This is a genomic window from Acinetobacter sp. L-24, from assembly GCF_056857555.1.
The window spans coordinates 202,759-224,135 of sequence record NZ_JBSXNI010000044.1; the positions used below are offsets into that span (position 1 = coordinate 202,759).

At 43.2% G+C, this 21,377-nt stretch carries 16 protein-coding genes and 1 tRNA gene; 7 read left to right on the forward strand and 10 right to left on the reverse strand.

Annotated features, from left to right (window positions below; genetic code table 11):
* The first annotated feature begins 41 nt into the window (after positions 1-41).
* Entirely contained in the window at positions 42-947 is a 906-nt protein-coding gene (gene htpX, locus AC13CK_RS12520; RefSeq protein WP_004280540.1) for a protease HtpX, read from the forward strand.
* 80 nt (positions 948-1,027) lie between these two features.
* On the opposite strand, the gene AC13CK_RS12525 is transcribed toward htpX, so the two are convergent.
* From AC13CK_RS12525 to AC13CK_RS12545, 5 genes are all read right to left on the reverse strand, one after another.
* A complete protein-coding gene (locus AC13CK_RS12525) occupies positions 1,028-1,609 on the reverse strand; it encodes a DUF4112 domain-containing protein (RefSeq protein ID WP_312325610.1) in 582 nt (193 codons plus the stop codon).
* 74 nt (positions 1,610-1,683) lie between these two features.
* Complete coding sequence (gene mgtE / locus AC13CK_RS12530; protein ID WP_224215619.1) at positions 1,684-3,024, reverse strand: magnesium transporter; 1,341 nt, start codon at positions 3,022-3,024, stop codon at positions 1,684-1,686.
* Between the two features lie 163 nt (positions 3,025-3,187).
* Entirely contained in the window at positions 3,188-6,316 is a 3,129-nt protein-coding gene (locus AC13CK_RS12535; RefSeq protein WP_425878823.1) for an efflux RND transporter permease subunit, read from the reverse strand.
* A gap of 172 nt (positions 6,317-6,488) precedes the next feature.
* The gene (locus tag AC13CK_RS12540; protein WP_482831234.1) at positions 6,489-9,584 is read right to left on the reverse strand and encodes a multidrug efflux RND transporter permease subunit; all 3,096 of its coding nucleotides are present in this window, start codon (positions 9,582-9,584) and stop codon (positions 6,489-6,491) included.
* Between the two features lie 257 nt (positions 9,585-9,841).
* A complete protein-coding gene (locus AC13CK_RS12545; RefSeq protein ID WP_482831235.1) occupies positions 9,842-11,443 on the reverse strand; it encodes an isocitrate lyase in 1,602 nt (533 codons plus the stop codon).
* A gap of 662 nt (positions 11,444-12,105) precedes the next feature.
* On the opposite strand from AC13CK_RS12545, the gene AC13CK_RS12550 reads away from it, so the two are divergent.
* The 3 genes from AC13CK_RS12550 (at position 12,106) to AC13CK_RS12560 (ending at position 14,890) form a co-directional block, all read left to right on the forward strand.
* Positions 12,106-13,095 (forward strand): LysR family transcriptional regulator, encoded by a 990-nt coding sequence (locus tag AC13CK_RS12550; RefSeq protein WP_005103940.1) that lies wholly within the window; start codon positions 12,106-12,108, stop codon positions 13,093-13,095.
* Between the two features lie 127 nt (positions 13,096-13,222).
* The gene (gene paeA / locus AC13CK_RS12555) at positions 13,223-14,545 is read left to right on the forward strand and encodes a polyamine export protein PaeA (protein ID WP_004280552.1); all 1,323 of its coding nucleotides are present in this window, start codon (positions 13,223-13,225) and stop codon (positions 14,543-14,545) included.
* 66 nt (positions 14,546-14,611) lie between these two features.
* Complete coding sequence (locus AC13CK_RS12560) at positions 14,612-14,890, forward strand: hypothetical protein (RefSeq protein ID WP_180086290.1); 279 nt, start codon at positions 14,612-14,614, stop codon at positions 14,888-14,890.
* 41 nt (positions 14,891-14,931) lie between these two features.
* Here AC13CK_RS12560 and AC13CK_RS12565 read toward each other — a convergent pair whose 3' ends face one another.
* Positions 14,932-15,438 (reverse strand): hypothetical protein, encoded by a 507-nt coding sequence (locus AC13CK_RS12565; protein ID WP_004280554.1) that lies wholly within the window; start codon positions 15,436-15,438, stop codon positions 14,932-14,934.
* A gap of 174 nt (positions 15,439-15,612) precedes the next feature.
* On the opposite strand from AC13CK_RS12565, the gene AC13CK_RS12570 reads away from it, so the two are divergent.
* The 3 genes from AC13CK_RS12570 to AC13CK_RS12580 all read left to right on the forward strand — a co-directional run bounded on the left by AC13CK_RS12570 (position 15,613) and on the right by AC13CK_RS12580 (position 17,375).
* A complete protein-coding gene (locus tag AC13CK_RS12570) occupies positions 15,613-16,341 on the forward strand; it encodes a hypothetical protein (RefSeq protein ID WP_004645749.1) in 729 nt (242 codons plus the stop codon).
* A gap of 170 nt (positions 16,342-16,511) precedes the next feature.
* A tRNA-Leu gene (locus AC13CK_RS12575) sits at positions 16,512-16,597 on the forward strand.
* Between the two features lie 91 nt (positions 16,598-16,688).
* On the forward strand, positions 16,689-17,375 hold the full coding sequence (locus tag AC13CK_RS12580; protein WP_425980807.1) for a hypothetical protein: 687 nt from the start codon (positions 16,689-16,691) through the stop codon (positions 17,373-17,375).
* Positions 17,376-17,405: 30 nt separating this feature from the next.
* Here AC13CK_RS12580 and AC13CK_RS12585 read toward each other — a convergent pair whose 3' ends face one another.
* The 4 genes from AC13CK_RS12585 to ftsH form a co-directional block, all read right to left on the reverse strand.
* Positions 17,406-17,720 (reverse strand): DUF5713 family protein, encoded by a 315-nt coding sequence (locus tag AC13CK_RS12585; RefSeq protein WP_004280560.1) that lies wholly within the window; start codon positions 17,718-17,720, stop codon positions 17,406-17,408.
* A 108-nt stretch (positions 17,721-17,828) separates the two neighbouring features.
* Positions 17,829-18,680, reverse strand: coding sequence for a dihydropteroate synthase (gene folP / locus AC13CK_RS12590; protein ID WP_005247701.1), 852 nt, complete (start codon positions 18,678-18,680; stop codon positions 17,829-17,831).
* Positions 18,681-18,788: 108 nt separating this feature from the next.
* Positions 18,789-19,373, reverse strand: a complete 585-nt coding sequence (locus tag AC13CK_RS12595) for a GNAT family N-acetyltransferase (RefSeq protein WP_482831236.1) — start codon at positions 19,371-19,373, stop codon at positions 18,789-18,791.
* Positions 19,374-19,480: 107 nt separating this feature from the next.
* The gene (gene ftsH, locus AC13CK_RS12600; RefSeq protein ID WP_004280565.1) at positions 19,481-21,370 is read right to left on the reverse strand and encodes an ATP-dependent zinc metalloprotease FtsH; all 1,890 of its coding nucleotides are present in this window, start codon (positions 21,368-21,370) and stop codon (positions 19,481-19,483) included.
* Between the last annotated feature and the right edge of the window lie 7 nt (positions 21,371-21,377).

Genomic DNA, 21,377 nt, shown 5'->3' on the forward strand with positions numbered 1-21,377 from the left:
TTAATAATCAGATTATTTTTCTGTAATAAGAGGATTTCTCAATGATGCGGATTGGTTTGTTCTTGCTAACCAACCTCGCGGTACTGGTTGTAGCTGGCATTATCTTGTCACTCTTCGGTGTCGGTAGTTACCATGGCGCAGGTGGCTTGAATCTAGGCAACCTGTTGGTCATCTGTTTTGTGTTCGGTATGGTCGGCTCAATGATTTCCCTGTTCATGTCTAAATGGATGGCGAAAAAGACCACGGGTACTGAACTGATTGACCCGAATGCACCTCGTAACCAAGCTGAAGCCTGGTTGCTCCAAGAAGTTGCACAACTTTCTCAGCGTGCAGGCATTAAAATGCCGGAAGTGGGTATTTTCCCCTCTTACCAGTCGAATGCCTTTGCCACCGGCTGGAACAAAAATGATGCTCTCGTTGCGGTATCAACTGGCTTGCTTGAGCGTATGAACAAAGACGAACTTCGTGCAGTATTAGCGCATGAGATTGGTCATGTCGCCAATGGTGACATGGTCACTCTGGCACTAATCCAAGGTGTTGTGAACGCCTTCGTGATGTTCTTCGCACGTGTCGCAGGTGATTTTATTGACCGCAATGTCTTTGGTCGTGAAGAAGGTGAAGCCCCGGGTATTGCCTATTTCGTGATTACTATTGTGCTGGATATCGTGTTCGGTATCTTGGCATCGTCGATTGTGATGTGGTTCTCTCGTCACCGTGAATACCGTGCTGATGAAGCAGGCGCACGTTTGGCAGGTAAACAAGCCATGATTTCAGCATTACTGCGCTTACAGGCAGAATCTGAAATGCCGGATGCCATGCCGAAAGAAATGAAAGCATTTGCGATTTCTGCGGGTAAAGAAGAAGGCTTTAGCCTTGCTGCCTTGTTCCAGACGCATCCAAGCATCGAACAGCGTGTCGCTGCATTGCAACAACTTGATTGTGCTTAAGTAAAACTTGAGTTTTGATTCAAGAAAAGCCTGCAATTGCAGGCTTTTTTATTGGATTTAATTATTCTTTAGCTGACCTATCATTGGCTGAACCATTGATACAGCGCCATAGCACCCCACCCGATCGCGAAGACAAATACAATCAGGAATAAAGTGCCTAAAATATCCGGAATATGAATCCAGATCCAGGCCACCACAGGATTGCGCCAGAATCCAGATTGCTGTTGTTTGCGTTCCAGACTTTCATGCAAAAATGGATGCACCACATGTCGATCGCTATTAATCTGATATTCCTCGCGAATATGCAGGTGCACGACATCGAGCGCTTTGCGACTGGGCCGAATAAAAATATCAAAGACCGTGCCTGCCACCGGAATAAATCCTACTACCGCATCGATCGCCGCCATTTTCATCACCGGATTGAGTTTGGCACTCGGAACCCCGATCTGTTTGGCCTTATGAATGGCATAACAGGTCAATACAAAACCGGCAATATCTCCAGCAACCGGAATCGTACTCAAAGCTGCGTCTGCCCCCACCCCTTGCTTGGTAAACGGAATACGCACCACGGAGTCCATCATATTGGCAAACTTGGCCAGATCACGTTCCAGACGTATCACCTCTTGTTGGCTTAATTTTGGTTTTTGTCCAGACTCAGGCATAAGTTATTCCAGAAATAATGCTGATTTTCTTGAGCATAAAGTATTTTTTCTACGCTGATGTATCAATCTGTGAATTAAAACAGTAATTTGGAAGCAACGAATAAATACAGAATTACACCGGTAGCATCGCAGATGGAAGTCACCAACGGCGCCGAAGCACTGGCAGGATCAAGTTTGAGTTTATTTAAAATAAAAGGCAGACTCATGCCGATCAGGCAGCCCATCAACACAATCCCAAGCATGCTGATGGCCAGCACCACAGCGACCATGATATCTCCCCGGATATAACCGAGAATGGATACAGCAATCGCCATGGTGCCGCCTAAGCATAGCGCCACCAGAGATTCACGACTGAGCAGGTTAAACCAGTCCTTGAACTCGACATCGCCTGTGGCCAAGGCACGCACCATCAAGGTGGCTGATTGCGAACCGGCATTCCCACCACTGCCCACCAAAAGCGGCAAGAAAAATACCAGCACGATATGTGCGGCAATGATCTCTTCAAAGTGTGCAATGCCGATTCCAGAGAGCAGACTGCCAAAAATCAGAATGACCAGCCAAAAGACCCGCTTCTGATACAGGGTCAAAATCGGGGCAGTTTTAAGGCTCAACTCAGTCAACGGCGTCACTGCACCCGACTTTAAAATATCTTCCGTGGTTTCGGCTTCGACAATGTCCATAGCATCGTCATAGGTGACAATTCCTAAGAGTTTTTGCTGGGCATCAACCACTGGCAAGGCAATAAAATCATAATAGGCCAAGGCTCTAGCCACAATTTCCTGATCATCTGTTACCTGGGCAGAAATGACGTCACGTTGCATCACTTCGGCAATGCTCAGCTCAGCTAAGGCCTGAATGATCTGCCTTAGGGAAATCACACCGATCAGCCGTTTTTCTGCATCGACAATATATATCAGATACAGGGTTTCCTGCCCCGCGGCCACTACACGTAAAGCCTGTATCGCTTCATCCATGGTTAAATCGGGTGATAGCGTCACAAAACGTGAGCTCATCATGGCACCCGCTGTACCTTCCGGATAGATGGCCAGATCTTTGAGTGTCTGCTGGGATTCTTCAGATAATGCGCCCATCAATTGCAGCTGTAGCGGCGGCGAAAACTGCTTATAAATATCGACAAAATCATCAGAGGGCATTGCGTCCAGAATGGGAACAAGTTCTGAAATAGATAAGTGCTGTGCCACGTTTAACTGCTGCCCTAGGGGCATAAAAGCATAGACCAAGCTCGGTTCACTCAGTTCCCTTAAAATTCGGGCCTGTTGCAGAGCATCTAAATGACTTAAAATGCGCGCCTGATCGGCGACATTCAGCTGACTAAGTAAGCCTACAGCGATGTCGTGATTTTCAGAATGTAATTGTTGTTGGATATTCTGGATTTTTTCTGAAATTGTCGGCATAAGCAGCTCATTATAAAAGTCTGGCATTCAAGAGATGTTTATCCTGATCCCTATGTATGCTAATTTTTTCATGTGAATAATTTTAATGATCATGCTGCAATATGACGATATTTTTTGTATAAATCAATTCCTCGATATTTAGCCAGAAAAAAGCCTGACTGAGTCAGGCTTGTTCACTTTCTAAAGATGGATGCTCTATCACCACTGATTTAGAAACCGTTTTTTTAACCATCAGACCACGGATCAATACATACATAAAGGGAATAAACAGCAGTACCAGTACAGTGGCAAATAGCACCCCACCAAAAACACTACTGCCAATCTCCTGCCGGCTGATTGCACTGACACCGGTGGCAAACATCAAAGGCAGTACGCCCGCTGCAAATGCAATGGAAGTCATGACAATAGGACGCAAGCGTAAGCCCGCAGCCATTATCGCGGCCTGAACCGGAGTATGACCTGTCCGCTCTGCTTGTGCAGCAAACTCTACAATCAAAATTGCATTTTTACAGGACAGACCGATAGTCGTCAGCAAGGCGATATGAAAGTAAATATCGTTCGCAAAACCAAACCAGACACAGAACAGAATACTTCCTCCCACGCCCAGAGGAATCGCGGTCAACACCACAGCAGGAATCGTCCAGCTTTCATAGAGTGCCGTTAAACATAAGAAAATAAAGGCAATCGAAATTAGATACAAGAAAATAGCTTGCCCACTGCTACGTTTTTCTTCTAAGGCGGCTCCACTCCAGGCCAAATTTACTCCGTCTTGTTCATCGACTAAAGCTTCGACATCTTGCATGGTTTGACTCGAAAATTGATCTTTGGGAATACCTGCATATACAGGCACGGCGTTATAGCCCATATAACGGTTGATACTATTCGGTCCACCTTGCCAATTCAGCGTAGTGAATTGATTAAACGATAACATTTCGCCTTTGCTATTACGGACATGCCAATGTGCCAAATCTTCAGGTTTAGAACGGAACTCCGCTTCGCCTTGCATGATGACCCGTTTGATTTGCCCACGATCAATAAAGTCGTTGATATAAGTACCACTCCAAGCCGCAGCCAACGTACTGTTAAAACTTTGCTGAGGTACGGCATATTTGAGTAAACGTTCTATATCCAGTTTAATATTCAGCTCTGCACTTTCTTTGGGTACATCAAGTTGTAAATATTCAATCGATGATTTTGCTTTGGCACGGGTTTCAATCTCAGAGAAGGATTGCTGTAAAAACTCGCTACCCCTTGAATCTAGATCTTGTAACCAGAAGTCGACCACACGTCCATTACTTGACATAGAAGGCGCCATAAAGAAAATCTGGGCATTGGCATGATTGGCAAAGTGCTTTTGTGCACGATCTACAATGGCAAAGACGGTATCTTCAGGATTTTTACGCGCTGCCCAGTCCTTTAATACGACAAAAAGCTGACCACGATAAGGCCCAACTCCAACATTGTTTCCACTATACCAAATCCCAATGCTCTGGATGCGCTCAGATTCATGCTGCATTAAATAGTCTTGGACTTCACGCCCGACTTTTTCTATCTCAGAACGTGGTGCATTACCCGGCATCACAATTTGACCCATGACAAAGCCCATATCTTCCGTTGGCATCAAGCCTTCGGGCAAGGTTTTATAAAGCCAGCCAAAGCCTAAAACACATATACTAAATACAGCCAACATCGTCATTTTAAACTGCATGCTACGTGCAGAAAGCTTTTGGTAATGCATGGTGAGCTTATCCATGCCACGATTAAAACGCTTTGCCCATTTTGGTTGATGTGGTTGACGCTTTAGCAGTTGCGCTGCAAATGTAGGGGTGATGATAAGTGCTACCAATAAAGAAAGTAGCATTGCCACGACCAACGTGATGGAAAACTGACAATAGATGACCCCTGTCATACTGCCAAAAAATGCCATGGGAATAAATACAGCCGTTAAGACCAACGTAATCCCGATCAATGCACCGCTAATTTCCTTCATTGACTTTAAAGCTGCAGCCTGAGCATCCAAATGTTCTTCATGCATCAAACGTTCAATGTTTTCCACGACCACAATGGCATCATCGACCAGCAGGCCAATCGCCAAAATCAGGGCAAACAAGGTAAAACTGTTTAAGCTCATTCCTAATACATACAGCACCGCAAATGTGGCTAAAACTACAATCGGAATCGTGACTGCAGGAATAATAGTGGCGCGCCAGTTTTGCAGGAAGATAAACATCACCAAGACTACCAGTACCATCGCTTCAACCAGAGTTTTCGCGACTTGTTCAATTGAACTGGTAATAAATGGGGTTTTGTCCATGGTCATACGTAATTGATAATGTGCAGGCAAATTGGCTTGGGCATTTTTCAATACCGTTTGCATCTGCTCTGAAACCACAATCGCATTACTCCGTGGCGCCAATTGAATCGATAATGCAGCGGATAAATGACCGTTGGTATAATTTAAATGGTTATAACTTTCTGCCCCTAACTCAACACGTGCGACATCTTTCAAGTACAGTACTGAACCTGAATCTGTTGTTTTCACAATAATTTTTTCAAATTCATCAATGCTACTTAAACGTGATCCTGCACTGACCTTGGCATTCATGTATTGATCTTGTGCTGTCGGTAATCCACCAATAGAACCTGACACAAGTGGTGCATTTTGTGCCTCGACTGCATTGCGAATATCACTCGGCATCAGATTAAATTGGCGTAGTTTATGTGGATTGAGCCAAATGCGCATCGCATAGCCTGCGCCATAAAGCTCCACCTCACCCATTCCGTCAATACGGGAAAAACGCGGTTCGACATGCACCATTAAATAGTCAGCAAGCTCTGTCGGTGTCGCCTTCCCTGATTCATCATATAAACTCAGTAATGCAAATTGATCATAACCTTGTTTATAAACAGCCACTCCATTTTGCTGGGTTTCTTCAGGCAATCGACTTAGCACACCATTGACCGCATTTTGCACTTGCAACAGTGCCTGATCGAGATCCACGCCTTGCTCAAACGACAGGGTCAGATTTGCACGTCCCACGCTACTGTTGGACTGAAAGCTTTCCAAACCTTCAATGCCTTTTACCGCTTGTTCTAAAATTTGCGTGACCGATTGCTCAACGGTTTCCGCAGATGCACCACGATACCCCGCAGAAACCCCTAACGCAGGTGCGTCCATATTCGGCATATGCTCAATGGGAATTTTTTGCAGTGCAAAAATTCCTAATACCATCATGATAATGGCAATCACGGCTGCAAATTTAGGTCGATAAATAAAAAAGTGTGACAACATGAATAAAAATCCCCATCAGATGCATTCTCACGACACATTCTTGTATGAATAGATGATTTTTATAGCAATTTTCACACCATGCTGAAAACGCAACCAGTCATTGGACGAGTTTTGGCGATAAAAAAATCCCCGTATAAACGGGGATTTTTCAGCTCTAGAGTTTTCCTTTATTTTAAGCACGCGATTTTTTGATGATGAGTCGACGAATTAAAACATACATAAATGGAATAAAAATCAGCACCAGCAATGTTCCAAAAATGACACCACCAAATACACTCACCCCAATTTCCTGACGACTCACCGCACCAGCGCCTGTAGCAAAGACCAGCGGTAAAATCCCTGCGCCAAAGGCCAAAGAAGTCATCAAAATTGGACGTAGGCGTAAAGACGCACCTTCTAGTGCGGCTTCTACTACCGATTTACCTTGTTGCTGCGCTAATGAAGCAAATTCCACAATCAGAATGGCATTCTTACAGGACAGACCAATGGTAGTCAGCAAGGCAATCTGGAAATAGATATCATTCGGGAAACCAGCCAGATAACTGAAAATAATATTGCCGCCAATCCCGAGTGGAATAGCTGACATCACGGCGGTTGGAATGCTCCAGCTTTCATATAAAGCCGCCAGACAAAGAAAAATAAAACCAATTGAAATCAGATACAGCCAGATCGCCTGATTATTGGACTGTTTTTCCTCGAAAGAAAGACCGCTCCAGACCACATCCACCCCTTCCTGCTCGGCAACCAAAGCTTCCACATCCTGCATGGCCTGACCGGAACTGCTATCTTTAGCCCGATCCGCTTCCATTTGCAATGCGGTATAACCCATAAAGCGGTTGACCACTTCAGGGCCACCACTCCAGCCTACTTGCGAGAAGTTGCTGAAAGGCACCATCTGATTCTGGTCATTGCGCACATGCCACTGTGCCAGATCTTCCGGCTTAGAACGGAATTCAGCATCACCCTGCATAATCACCCGTTTAATCCGGCCGCGATCAATAAAGTCATTGATATAACTGCCTCCCCAGGCACTGGATAAAGTACTGTTGATTGCCGATTGGGTCAGACCGTTGGCCATGGCCTGCTTCTGATCAATATTGACACGTAGCTCTGCTTTGTCAGGATTAGAACGTTTACCCAGATTTTCAAAGCTTGTATAGTTGCCCGCCCGAGCTTCCAGCGCTTTAAATTGCTGTTCCAGATATTGCCGGCCATTGCCATTGATATCTCGAATCCAGAAATCCAGACCATCGGTTTGTCCCAGACCATTGACTGAAGCTGGCATGGACACATTAATTTGTGCATTGCGATTACTCTGGAAATGCTTCAAGGCACGTTCACGAATCGCTTGTGCAGTATTGTTCTGACCGGAACGCTCATCCCAATGTTTTAATGCCACAAAACCGGTCGCCAGATTCTGACCAGTTCCAGAGAAATTTCGCCCATAACGGATCATCACCAGATTGACATTGGCTTGTTCCTGATCCAGAAAATACTTACGGACTTCCTCTCCGATCTGAATGGTATTTTTCATCGGGGCGCCTTCCTGCAATTTAATTTGCAAGCTTAAGATCCCCTGATCCTCACTTGGTAAAAAACTGGTTGGCAAAGCACGATAGAACAGCGCAAACACACCGATCAATCCGGCAAACAGCAGCAAACAGATCGCCTGACGCTGAATCGTGAGTTTAGACAAATTCAGATAACGATGTTTTAAATGCTCCAGTTTCTGGTTAAACCAGGACGCCCATTTTGCCGGTTTAGGATTCGGTTTTAGAATAAGCGCGCACAATGCTGGGGTTAGAATCAAGGCCACCATTAAGGACAGCGACATAGCCGCGACCAAGGTGATGGAGAACTGCCGGTAGATTACGCCAGTCGATCCACCAAAAAAAGCCATCGGAATAAAGACTGCGGTTAAGACCAGTGTGATTCCGATCAGTGCCCCACTAATTTCCTGCATGGACTCCAAGGCCGCGTCCTTGGCAGACAGTTGCTTTTCATGCATCAGCCGTTCGACGTTTTCTACCACCACAATAGCATCATCCACCAACAGACCAATCGCCAGAACCAGCGCAAATAAGGTTAAGGTGTTGATACTCATACCCAGTGCATACAGCACCGCCATCGTACCTAAAATCACCACTGGAACAGTCACGGTAGGAATCAAAGTTGCACGCCAGTTCTGCAAGAAAATGAACATCACAATGATGACCAAAATCACGGCTTCGATCAGGGTTTTGACTACCTCTTTAATTGATTCTTGAACAAAAGGCGTATTGTCACGTGGATAAGCAATTTTATAGCCTTCAGGCAATTGCTGGGAAATACGGGCAATTTCAGCCTTAATCAGATTAGAGGTGGCAATGGCATTGGCCCCTGAGGCCAGTGAAATACCCAGACCTGCTGATGGATAACCATTATTGGTACTATAAGACTGATAATTTTCAGCACCCAGTTCTACTCGCGCAATATCTTTCAAATAAATAAAGCTGCCGGCACGATCCGATTTGACAATAATATTCTGGAATTCTTCTACAGTTTTTAGCCGTGAACCCGAAGTAACTTTGGCATTCAGGTATTGCTCGTCTATGGCGGGAAGATCACCAATCGCACCAGCAGCGACCTGAGTATTCTGGGCTTCAATCGCAGCACGCACATCACTTGGCATCAGGTTATATTGTTTTAATTTTGCCGGATTCAGCCAGATCCGCATCGCATATTGTGAACCAAAAACATCCACCTCACCAATGCCTTCAATCCGGGAAATGTCCTGTTCCAGATGGGTCATCAGATAGTCGGAAAGTTCAATATTGTTGCTGCGCCCCGACTCATCATACAGGCTAATTACCATATGGGTATCACCGAGCGATTTAAAGACATTGACACCTTGGCGTTGTACATCTTCCGGTAATCGGTTTAGTACCCCATTAATCGCATTTTGTACCTGCACCTGTGCAGTATCCGGATCGGTACCATTCTCAAAGCTAATGCTGACCCGGCTGCGTCCTGAAGAATCACTACTCGAACTGAAATACAGCAGATGATCAATGCCTTTGATTTGCTGTTCCAGCACTTGAGTCACGCTTTCTTCCACAGTTTCCGCAGAAGCGCCGCTATAAGTTGCTGCCACCGTTATCCTTGGCGGGGCAATGTCCGGATAACGTTCCACTGGCAGGTTCATCACTGCGAACAGGCCGATTGCCATGACAACAATCGCCAGTACCCCAGCAAAGATCGGGCGGTGGATAAAAAATTTAGACAGCATAAGTCCGGGTCACTTTTAATTAAATAGGGGTAAATTGATGCAGAACATAAGCATGCTATATCCAAATATTCAGTGACATAGCACTAGAATGCAAGAATTAAACACATAAAAGCTGCGATAAAAACCAATCATGGAGAAATTATGGATAATCCCTCTTGAGCACGTTCTTGAGATTGCTCTTCCCTATTTATTAATAGCATTTTTCCAAACAAAAAACCCTGCAGATGCAGGGTTTTTTAGTGAATCAATTGAGCGGATTAAGCGCTGAACTGGTTCATTGTGTTTTTAGAATCATCACCAGCTTTCAATGCATTGTCACCAGCGAAGATTTCTTTGTGGTCATCACCGATGTCAGAACCAGCCATTGCTTGGTGTTTAACACATGCGATACCGCCGCGGATTTCTTTACGTTGTACGCCAGCAACATAAGCTAACATACCTTCAGTACCGAAGTAACCTTGAGCAAGCTCATGAGTAGAAAGTGCAGCTGTGTGGTAAGTCGGAAGTGTGATCAAGTGATGGAACACACCCGCTTCACGAGCAGCATCAGCTTGGAAGGTACGAACTTTTTCGTCAGCTTCAGCAGCCAGTTCAGTTGCATCGTACTCAGCGCTCATTAACTTAGCACGGTCGTAAGCAGAAACGTCTTTACCTTCAGCAACCCAACGGTCATATGCTTGTTGACGGAAGTTTAAAGTCCAGTTGAACGAAGGCGAGTTGTTATAAACAAGTTTCGCATTTGGAACTGTTTCACGTACACGGTTAACCATGTGAGCGATTTCAGCAACGTTAGGCGTCGCAGTTTCGATCCAAAGCAAGTCAGCACCGTTTTGTAGGCTAGTTACACAGTCAAGTACAACGCGGTCGATTTGCGTGCCTTCACGGAACTGGTATAGACCAGAAGCAAGACGTTTAGGACGGTGAAGTTTACCATCACGCTTGATCAGAATTTCGTCTTCTTGCGCTTCTGAAATGTCGATTTCAGTTGTGTCTAAGTAGCTGATGTATTGAGAAGCGATGTCGCCTGGCTCTTTAACCACTGGGATTTTTTGAGTCAAGTCAGCGCCTTCAGAGTCAGTACGTGCAACGATGATACCGTCATCAAGACCCATTTCTAGGAATGCATAGCGAAGAGCGTGGATTTTCGCGATGAAGTCTTCGTGTGGAACTGTTACTTTACCAGCTTGGTGACCACATTGTTTCGCATCAGAAACCTGGTTTTCGATTTGTAGTGCACAAGCACCCGCTTCGATCATTTTCTTAGCAAGTAAGTAAGTCGCTTCTTCGTTACCGAAACCAGCGTCGATGTCCGCAATAATTGGTACAACGTGAGTTTGGAAGTTGTCGATTTGTGAAGTGATTTCAGCTGCTTTAGCAGTGTCGCCCGCTTGTTGTGCTTTTTTAAGTGCACGGAACAAGTCGTTTAATTCTTTCGCGTCAGCTTGACGTAAGAATGTGTAGATTTCTTCGATCAATGCAGGAACAGACGTTTTTTCGTGCATAGATTGGTCAGGAAGTGGACCGAATTCTGAACGAAGCGCTGCAACCATCCAACCAGAAAGGTAGATGTAGCGACGTTCAGTTGTACCGAAGTATTTTTTGTTCGCAATCATTTTTTGTTGCGCGATGAAACCGTGCCAGCAACCTAGTGATTGAGTGTATTTGCTAGAGTCTGCATCATAAGCAGCCATATCACGACGCATAATTGCCGCTGTATATTTCGCAATGTCTAAACCAGTTTTGAAACGGTTTTGAAGTTGCATACGCGCAGCATCTTCAGGACTGATGTCTGCCCAAGTGTTACCGAATTTCGCTTTTAATTCGCGGATTGCATCAATCGCTGTTTGGTATGTAGTCATGATATATTCCTGTAATAATATTAGGATTTTTCTGCAACGAACCGCTCAAATCACACCCTCAATGACTTGTTCAGATTTTCGACGATCCGTTGGGATAGCTAAAGATTAGTGGGCTTATGAAAATTAATCCAATAGTCTGCAAGAATCTTCAGTATTTATTTAAAAAATGAGTAGATCAAAGTCTTAGTACAATCTCGATAAATTATATTAAGATACTGTTTCATATAAATTTATTTAAAAATAAAAATGGATAAAATTTCCGCATGTTGCTTAAAAATAATTCATTAGACTTAAGTCTGGATATGGGTTTTATGTCCTTTTATTTTTAAAAAATGCTGATCTTTGATGATTTATTCAACTCAAGGAATTCTTAATTTAGTTTACTTTTCACTCAAATCTTGAATGCAAGAATAGCTTTTATGATTTTCTTTTAAAGCGAAAAGAGGGCTTTCATCCCAATCTATAAAAAAGGCTAAATGATGGTCCATTTAACGTGCATCTTTTTTCTTATGTACACTGTAAATAATAGAGTCTAAGCCTGTGTTAATTCTGTAAACTTTATCAGTGAGCACATGGCTTTTTTTCATCGGCGCTTTACACATGGCCCGGCAATTATGGCATAATCATCATAATTTCTTGTATTTATTCTCGGTATTTCTTTTATGAATCTGGAGCGGGTCGATCTCAATCTATTAATTTATCTTGATGTACTTCTTCGCGAAAAAAATGTCACACGTGCAGCAGAACAATTGGGTGTTACCCAACCTGCCATGAGTAACATTTTACGCCGATTACGCAATTTATTTAATGATCCCCTCCTGATCCGTTCTTCTGAAGGCATGACCCCAACCGAACGTGCCTTAGAATTACAACCACGTATTCGGGATGCACTGGCTGACTTGTCGATGATTCTGGAACCACGTACCGAGTTCCGTCCTTATACCTCAAATCGTGTGTTCCGGATCATGACCTCGGATTATGCAGAAGCCACGCTGGTTCCACGTCTGGTTAAAGCCCTACGTTCAGAAGCACCGAACGTGGTATTAGACTTCCTGACGCCAAGTGACGTGTCATATCGTGACATGGAACAAGGCAAGGTCGATCTGGCAATCAACCGTTTTAATGAAATCCCGCAAAGTTTTCATCAGGTTTTGGTCTGGCGTGACAGCTTTTCTTGCCTTTTAAATAACAAGCATCCTGCCGCAAGCAACTTAAACCTTAAAAGTTACCTGGATGCACAGCATATCTGGGTTTCCAAAACCGGTATGGGTGTTGGCTTCGGGGTAAATCCTGAAAAACAGGCCGGTTTAGGCTGGATCGATCAGGCTTTAGAACGTATTGGCCAGAAACGTAAAATTTCGGTTTTTACCCGTCATTACCAGATGCCGGGGTTATTGGCTTCCAATGTTGACTTAGTCGCGACACTGCCTTCACGTATCGCACGTCTGCAAGCCAAGAATCACAATTTAATTCTAAAAGATCCGCCGTTTTATATTCCGGAATTTGAATTAAAAATGGCATGGTGTCCTTTATTGCATCATCATCCGGCGCATCGCTGGTTACGTCAGCTGATTTTATATGTCGCCCGCCAGATGATTGAAGAAGAAAACCGTGAATTCCTGAGCAATAATTCTCAATTTTCACATTATTAAACTCAAAATCTTCTAAATTCTTATTTTTTAAGATTATACTTCGAAGACTTGAGATGTCATTGTTACACCTCAAGTCTTTTTTTGTGTTAAAAATATCCCAAGATACTATTCATCCACAGGTGGATTTGTGAGCCTCTTACAAAATATTGTGATTATCTTAATACTCATCACGGGGGCCGGTTTTTTATCTTTAACTGAAATCGCCCTCGCTGGTGCCCGTAAAGTCAAACTCAAAATTCTGGCTGAGTCGGGTGATCATCGCGCTCAAAAAGTTTTAGATCTACAAGAAAATTCTGCAGACTTCTTTGCAGCCTCCCAAATTGGTTTAAATGCAGTTGCCATTCTTGGTGGTATTTTAGGTGAAGGTGCCTTCCGTCCTTATATTTATAATTTTGTTTCCCGCTTTTACCAAGGACCTTGGGCTGACAATATCAGCTTTGCGCTTTCCTTTACGGTCGTCACTTCATTATTTATTTTATTTGCAGACTTGATGCCGAAACGTCTGGCCATGATTGCGCCAGAAAAGATCGCAGTCTCAGTCATCGAGCCAATTCAGATTTTCATTAAAGTCTGCAAACCTTTGGCTTGGTTTATCAATGCGATTGCCAACATGCTGTTCCGTCTGTTTAAAGTAAATACTATTCGTGATGACAATATTACTTTTGATGATATTTCTGCAGTGATGGATGCCGGTGCACAGGCAGGCGTGCTCCAGAAACAGGAACACCATTTCATTGAAAACGTATTCGAGCTGGAAGAACGTAACGTGCCTTCGAGTATGACCACACGTGAAAATGTGGTGTTCTTCACCTTAAATGAACCGGAAGAAAGTATTCGGCAAAAGCTGGCGGAATACCCCTATTCCAAGTTTCTGGTATGTAGCAATGACATTGACAGTGTGATTGGCTATGTCGACGCCAAAGACATTCTGGTGCGTATTCTGAACAACCAGTCGCTGCTGCAACTCAATGAAAATACCATCCGTAATGTCCTGACTATTCCTGACACTTTGACCTTATCGGAAGTTCTGGACCGTTTCCGTTCCACCAAGGAAAAGTTTGCCGTCGTCATTAATGAATATGCGCTGGTCGTTGGCGTGATTACCCTTTCTGATATTATGATTACCGTGATGGGTGACTGGGTGACGCCTATTGAAGCCGATCAGCAAATTATTAAACGTGACAATAATTCCTGGCTGATTGAAGGCAGCACGCCGATTGAAGACATCAAGCATGCGCTTGAAATTGATGAAATGCCTGATGATGAGAACTATGAAACCATCGCTGGCTTCATGATGTATAAATTACGCAAGATTCCACGTCCTGCAGATGCCGTGATATTTGGTGCTTATAAGTTTGAAGTGGTGGATGTCGATCATTTTAAAATTGACCAGTTGCTGGTGACCCGCCTAATCGAAACCAATTCAGTTATTCAAGAAGAATCAGATTAATCTGGTTCTTCTTTTTAGCCCTCTATTTAAAAAATTATTCTAATAAAAAAATCCATAAGGTGAGTGATGAATATTTCTGCATTATTGGCATGTCTGTTTTTTTATTCAGCCCTGTATTTGTTTTACTTCTTCTTTGCCAAACAACAGAATCCCCTGCTTTTACTCGCAGCCATCATTCTGATGGTTTTAACAGTTTTCATTATTCCCTACCCACATGAACGTCGCCGTCAAGGATTCGACTCCACCTTGAGATTTGGAGAGTATTTTTATTGGCCCTTGATTACCTGGTGGCGTTTATTTATTTTGCCCATCAGTTGGCTGATTGCACTGATGTATCGTGATTAAAAAAGCACCCGAAGATGCTTTTGTTTATATCTAGTTACAGCTTAGATTTTTGCTAATAAAGCCTCAAGAACGGCTTGATAGTGAATCTGGATATCATCTTCTAAAATTTTGTAGGCATTATCGAATTGCACCATAGGCCAGCCTTCTTTCCAGAATGGGAAAATATTATGCAGGTCATGGGTGACAATTGCATCTTCACGCACAATTGCTTGGGCAATTTGTGACAGTACCTGTGCAGTTTCAGCACCATCAATTGCCATATAATCAATACCGCGCGCTTTTAAAATACGGATTCGGTCTTTTTTATAACGGATTTTTTTGATTTGTGCTGCATTCAGACCCAAAGCCAAAGATACGGCTTCGACAAACTTGTCTTCAAATGACTGATTCAATGCTACTAAGGCTGCTTTATGCGCTTCCTGACGACCAGCTTTACCACCCTGACGAATTGCTGCTTGCGCCTCAGTATTTAGCTCATCCTTTTTCATACTTTGCAGGATGTCTAAAATTTCGATGTCGCTTAACGCCTGAGGAGATTGATCAGTCATAAACTGTCCTTAAAAAAATAAATCTTGAATCGGCTATTTTCGCATAATTCGTCGCTAAAAAACTAAAATCTTCATGATTAAAACAGTGCTACGTTCTGAAACTGCATTTCTTCTGCGATTTTGCGCAAAATCGACTATAGTGCTTCATCTATATATTAAATTAATCTCTGGATGATGCCCACTACGCAAGTGACTTTGTTGCTACAGCAACTTAAGCGCCAATATCCGACTGCATTTAAAGGAAATTACCTGTTTTACAGTCAGATTAAAATCCGTGGAATCTGGGGTAAAGCCAAGCTTTTAATTCCTTGGGCCTTGGCCGCCATGATTTTTGTTCCCATCAGTTTGATGTTAGGAGATTTCGTACAGCAATCTTTTGTGCAAATCAGCGAATTTCAGGCGCAGAGTTATGCCATGTTGGCCATTCTACTGTTCCTGATGTTGAGTCTCACCTTGATTCTGTACCAGATTCAGCATTCTTCTTATTCGCTGTATCAATTATTACGGCATACCCCGATCAAGATGGCTATTGTGATTTTGATGCAAGCCTTAAATCTGGTCTTTATACAAAGCAGTTTGCTGATGTGGAGCTTATTCTTCTTTGGCGTGAGCTTTGGTTTTGTGCGCTTTTATCGAGAAAATTTATTCAAGGAAAATAGTAAAAATACTGAGCACTATCAGCTACAACAATTACGTAAAATCTGTTTTTGGGCTTATAAACAAACCTGCCTGATCCGACTAAAATTACGTTTTTATTCAAGCCATGATCCTCGGTATGCCGAACTAAAACAGCAATTAAATCACTATGCCGGGTTATATACGCGGCTGCTGAAATATGAGCATCAATATTGTAAAACGATCAAGCATCTAGATGTCGACAGCTATCTGGATGAAAATTCATAGTTCTCTCTATCCTTTTTCATTGGCCATCTTAAAGATCTGCAAATATTGAATTTTAAAAAACGTTGATTTGCTGATTTTTAGAATAGAAGCCACGGAATTGCTTGAAAAGAAAGCAATCATTTCGGAATTTGCTTGCCAAGCTTTATTTCGTCCTCTATTATTGCGCACATGCCCGAGTGGTGAAATCGGTAGACACAGGGGATTTAAAATCCCCCGCCCACAAAGCGTGCCAGTTCGAGTCTGGCCTCGGGCACCATTTTAATATTTATTAAAATGGTGCAATAAAAAATCCAGCATTAGGCTGGTTTTTTTGTGCCTGAATTTTATTCTTTTAGCGCGAAATCCCCATGTCAGAATTAAAACACTTTGATCTCGCTACATTACAATTACGTCATCCAGACGCTTTTTTCCTTAAGCTGCGTTATAGCCGCTTTAAATTTAATGCCTTGCAAAATATCCAGTTTGTTATCGCGATTAATTTACTGTCCCTTCTGGTCTGTGTAGCCTGTAGTCTCAGCTCCGTATTTCTGGAATATTATTTTTTCAAGAATGCCACGATTGCCCTTAATGTCACCTTAATTGTGCTGATGGCACTGCTTTATCCTTATATCTGGCATGCACAATATCAGGCGCAATTCAGCTCCAAAGCCTATAGTCAGCGTTTGCAAAATTGTCTCTATCTGCAAATTCCAATTTTTCTGAGCTTATTGCTCAACCTTTATCTGATTCATTCGGATGTACTGGTCATCATTAGTATGATCATTTTAGCGATTTCTTCCTTTGGGGTGGTCATCCTGGAACCTTTATTTAAAAGTTCCTGTAGTGCGATTGACCAGATCAGGTTGCAGAAACTCCGACAACTGGCTTTTTGGGCTTATCAACAATCCAAATCAAAAACACCACAACAGATTCAAGGTCAATCGAATCTGCAGGCTTATTACCAAAACCTTTATCAGCAATGCATGAATGAAGAGCAACAATTACTCGGCTCAATTCGCTTTAATAGCTTTAAAGATTATTTGAACAGACAATAAAAAACCCTGCATCTGCAGGGTTTTCTTAAATCACCATTCACGATTGGTAATCAGTTCTTCCATTTCAATCTCGAACAGGCCGTGCTCTTGCACCACCATCATCATGGCTTCGGCAATATAATCCGCGGCAGTATCATCCAGAGACGAATCCAGATCTTCGAACTGAGGTTTCATGATATTGATATCAGCCACAGTCAGATTGGCAAGCTGGTAAATTTCTTGATCTGACAAACCTGATTTAGCGACTTTTTGGGCAAAACGTTCGATGTGCTGCTTGATTTCAGCAACCAGAATATCGGGATAATACTCATCATCGAACATGGGGAGAAGTAAATCTGCAAACATTACAGGCACTCTAAAGGATGACTATCTAATCTAAGCGTGCCTATATAGCATATTGTTGCTTAAAAGCCAAACAACATTGCCAATGTAGGGATTTCCCAGCCTCGATTTTTAAACCATTTGCATAGCTTGCCAGACTTTAATCGCATCGGCTGTGACTTTAACATCATGTGCCCGTACCATACATGCACCCTGCTGAATACTCAACAAATGCGCTGTTGCTGAACCCACTGCACGCTCTTGTGGTTCTGCCCCATCCAAAACTGCTCCGATAAAGCGTTTACGTGATAAAGCAGACAAAATCGGATAGCCCATTTCTGTCAATTTATAAAACTCTTGCAACAGCTTTAAATTTTGCTGGGCATTTTTAGCGAAACCAAAACCTGGATCAATCATGATATTTTCCGCTTTTACTCCAACATCTAAAGCATCCTGAACACGTTGGGATAACTCGCGTATCACATCTTTAGTGACATCCTCATATTGATCCAGATTGTTCATGGTGGTCGGCTCACCGCGCATATGCATGATGATCACTGGAATATTGAGTTCTGCTGCGGTCTGCAATGCATTCGGCCGAGTCAAAGCACGGACATCATTCCAGATATGTGCTCCGGCCCGAACCGCTGCGCGTATGACTTCAGGTTGCGACGTATCAATCGAGAGAATGACCTTATGTTTAGCCAGTTCTTCCACCACAGGCACTACGCGGCGAATTTCTTCTTCCACTTCTACCACTGCGGCACCTGGACGGGTCGATTCACCGCCAATATCAATCACGGTCGCGCCTTCAGCGATCATTTCAAGCGCACGTGCGACTGCATCTTCTTTGTGATTATGCCGACCACCATCACTAAAAGAGTCTGGGGTGACATTGAGAATCCCCATCACATGCGGCTGGGATAAGTCCAATTTTAAATCACCAAATGTCCATACATGTGGTAACAAAGGCATCAGCTGCATGATTCAATACTCACTCAAAATAACCCCGATATTGTCTTATGGATCGCTGAATAAAGCAAAGTGGAATAAGGCTAGGACCTAGATTTCGAAGTAATTGTTTTGGGAATATTACATCAGTTTAGTTTGTAATAATGCTTTCACATCTGCCCATTCACTTTCTAAAATACTATAGATATAGCTATCTCGAATAGTCTGTCCATCTTTACGTAGCATATGACACCTGATAATGCCATCTCGTTTGGCACCTAATGCCTCAATCGCTTTTTGGCTGGGAAGATTCAAATGATCAGTTCGAAAGCCGACCACCTGAGCATTTAAATTTTCAAAAGCATGTCTTAACAAAAGATATTTACAAACGCGATTTACATAAGCTCTGTGATAGCGCTTGGCATACCAGGTATAACCAATTTCAAAACGTGGAATTTCCGCTTTAATATCATGATAACTGGTGGTTCCAATTGCTTGGCCGGAGTTTAAATCAATTACGGCAAAAACCATTCTTTCACTTTGAGCCTGTTGTTCGAAAGCTTGAGAAAAATATTTTTTTAAGTTATGCAGATAAGGCACCGAATTATATAAAATCTTACCTAAATTTTCTTCAGCGCATGCAACCACTAAATCAGAAAAATGTTCCCAGCTCAACGGTTCAAGACGAAGCTGGTAAACACTGGATTCCAGAACAGGCATATTCATTTTTGTTTTTCTTATTCATTTTTAATCGCTCAATATAACACTCAAAAAGATATGACAAAAATGACAAGCATAAAAAAACCACCCGAAGGTGGTTTTTTTTATTGAGCTTAGTTCGCTGGCAATGGCGGAGGAGTCAGCGGACCATCATCTGGCGTTACATCAATCACAGGATTATCTGCAACATAGACTTTTGGTGGCTGAGGCTCACGACCTTCCATGATGTCACGGATTTGATCACGATCAATGGTTTCCCATTCCATCAAGGCTTTCACCATCGCATGGGCAATATCTTTTTTGCTTTCCAAGATATCGCGTGCGATTTTATATTGCTCATCTAGAATTCGACGAATTTCACGATCGACTTCTAGTTGTGTGGTTTCCGAAATACTGCGGCTACCAATACTGCCCATGAAAGATTGCTGTGCATCTTCTTCATAGACCATGACACCGAGTTTGTCCGACATACCATATTTGGTCACCATCGCACGTGCCATTTTGGTTGCACGTTCGAAGTCATTTGAAGCGCCGGTCGACATCTGGTTAATGAAGACTTCTTCAGCAATACGGCCACCAAACAAAATCGAAAGTTCATTCAACATTTTGTCTTTGTAATGGCTGGTCTGGTCAAATTCAGGCAGCTGCCAGGTAACACCTAAAGCCCAGCCACGTGGCATGATTGTCACCTTATGCACAGGATCTGTACCTGGCAAGCTTTCAGCAACAATCGCATGCCCTGCTTCATGATAAGCCGTCGCACGACGCTCTTCATCACGAAGTACCATCGATTTACGCTCAGGACCCATATACAGCTTGTCTTTTGCATCTTCAAAGTCATGCATATCGACGGTGTTTTTGTTACGGCGTGCAGCAAATAAAGCAGCTTCATTCACCAGGTTTGCTAATTGCGCACCCGAGAAGCCCGGTGTACCACGTGCAAGAACTTTAACATCCACACCTGTCACTGAAGGCAATTTTTTCAAATGTACATTCAGGATTTGTTCACGACCTTTAATGTCTGGCAAACCAACCACAACTTGACGGTCAAAACGGCCTGGACGAAGAAGTGCTTTATCCAGTACATCTGCACGGTTGGTTGCAGCAATCACGATAATGCCTTCATTGCCCTCAAAGCCGTCCATTTCAACCAGCATCTGGTTCAGTGTCTGTTCACGTTCATCGTGACCACCACCAGTACCTGAACCACGATGACGACCGACTGCATCAATCTCATCAATAAAGATGATACATGGCGCATGACGTTTCGCCTGTTCGAACATGTCACGAACACGGGATGCACCGACACCGACAAACATCTCAACGAAGTCAGAACCTGAAATACTAAAGAATGGAACTTTCGCTTCACCGGCAATGGCTTTGGCAAGTAGGGTTTTACCCGTACCTGGAGGACCCACCATTAACACACCACGTGGAATACTCGCACCCAGACGTTTAAATTTGGTTGGATCTTTCAGGAAATCTACGATTTCAACGACTTCTTGCTTGGCTTCGTCACAACCAGCAACATCAGTGAAAGTGACTTTAATCTGGTCTTCAGACAGCATTTTGGCTTTAGATTTACCAAAACTCATTGGACCGTTTTTACCACCTGCACCGCCACCCATGTTGCGCATAAAGAACATGAATAACAAAATGATTAAAAGTACAGGGAAACTTGCAATAAGCAACTGCATGAGCAAGCCTTGACGTTGTGGTGCTTCACCTTCAACCACAACATTATTTTTAATCAGGCTTGGCATCAGTTCAGGATCCTGAACTGCCGGACGGATACTTTCAAACTCTGAACCGTTCGATTTTTCGCCACGGATTCTTTCGCCGTCAATCACAACTTGTTTAATTTGGCCAGCATTGACCGCGGCAACAAACTCTGAGTAGTTCATTGTAGTCGGTTGATTGCGGTCACTGACGTTGCTGAAGATTAACACCAGCACACCCAGTATCACGAGCCACAATACGGCATTCTTAAAAAGATCGCTCAAAGCTTTA

Coding starts and splice junctions, on each gene's coding strand:
- AC13CK_RS12560 (WP_180086290.1), top strand. CDS start 14,612: ATGAATATTTCTGCATTATTGGCATGTCTGTTTTTTTATTCAGCCCTG.
- AC13CK_RS12525 (WP_312325610.1), bottom strand. CDS start 1,609: ATGCCTGAGTCTGGACAAAAACCAAAATTAAGCCAACAAGAGGTGATA.
- AC13CK_RS12540 (WP_482831234.1), bottom strand. CDS start 9,584: ATGCTGTCTAAATTTTTTATCCACCGCCCGATCTTTGCTGGGGTACTG.
- AC13CK_RS12550 (WP_005103940.1), top strand. CDS start 12,106: ATGAATCTGGAGCGGGTCGATCTCAATCTATTAATTTATCTTGATGTA.
- AC13CK_RS12570 (WP_004645749.1), top strand. CDS start 15,613: ATGCCCACTACGCAAGTGACTTTGTTGCTACAGCAACTTAAGCGCCAA.
- AC13CK_RS12565 (WP_004280554.1), bottom strand. CDS start 15,438: ATGACTGATCAATCTCCTCAGGCGTTAAGCGACATCGAAATTTTAGAC.
- htpX (WP_004280540.1), top strand. CDS start 42: ATGATGCGGATTGGTTTGTTCTTGCTAACCAACCTCGCGGTACTGGTT.
- AC13CK_RS12535 (WP_425878823.1), bottom strand. CDS start 6,316: ATGTTGTCACACTTTTTTATTTATCGACCTAAATTTGCAGCCGTGATT.
- AC13CK_RS12580 (WP_425980807.1), top strand. CDS start 16,689: ATGTCAGAATTAAAACACTTTGATCTCGCTACATTACAATTACGTCAT.
- AC13CK_RS12595 (WP_482831236.1), bottom strand. CDS start 19,373: ATGAATATGCCTGTTCTGGAATCCAGTGTTTACCAGCTTCGTCTTGAA.
- folP (WP_005247701.1), bottom strand. CDS start 18,680: ATGCAGCTGATGCCTTTGTTACCACATGTATGGACATTTGGTGATTTA.
- AC13CK_RS12545 (WP_482831235.1), bottom strand. CDS start 11,443: ATGACTACATACCAAACAGCGATTGATGCAATCCGCGAATTAAAAGCG.
- mgtE (WP_224215619.1), bottom strand. CDS start 3,024: ATGCCGACAATTTCAGAAAAAATCCAGAATATCCAACAACAATTACAT.
- AC13CK_RS12585 (WP_004280560.1), bottom strand. CDS start 17,720: ATGTTTGCAGATTTACTTCTCCCCATGTTCGATGATGAGTATTATCCC.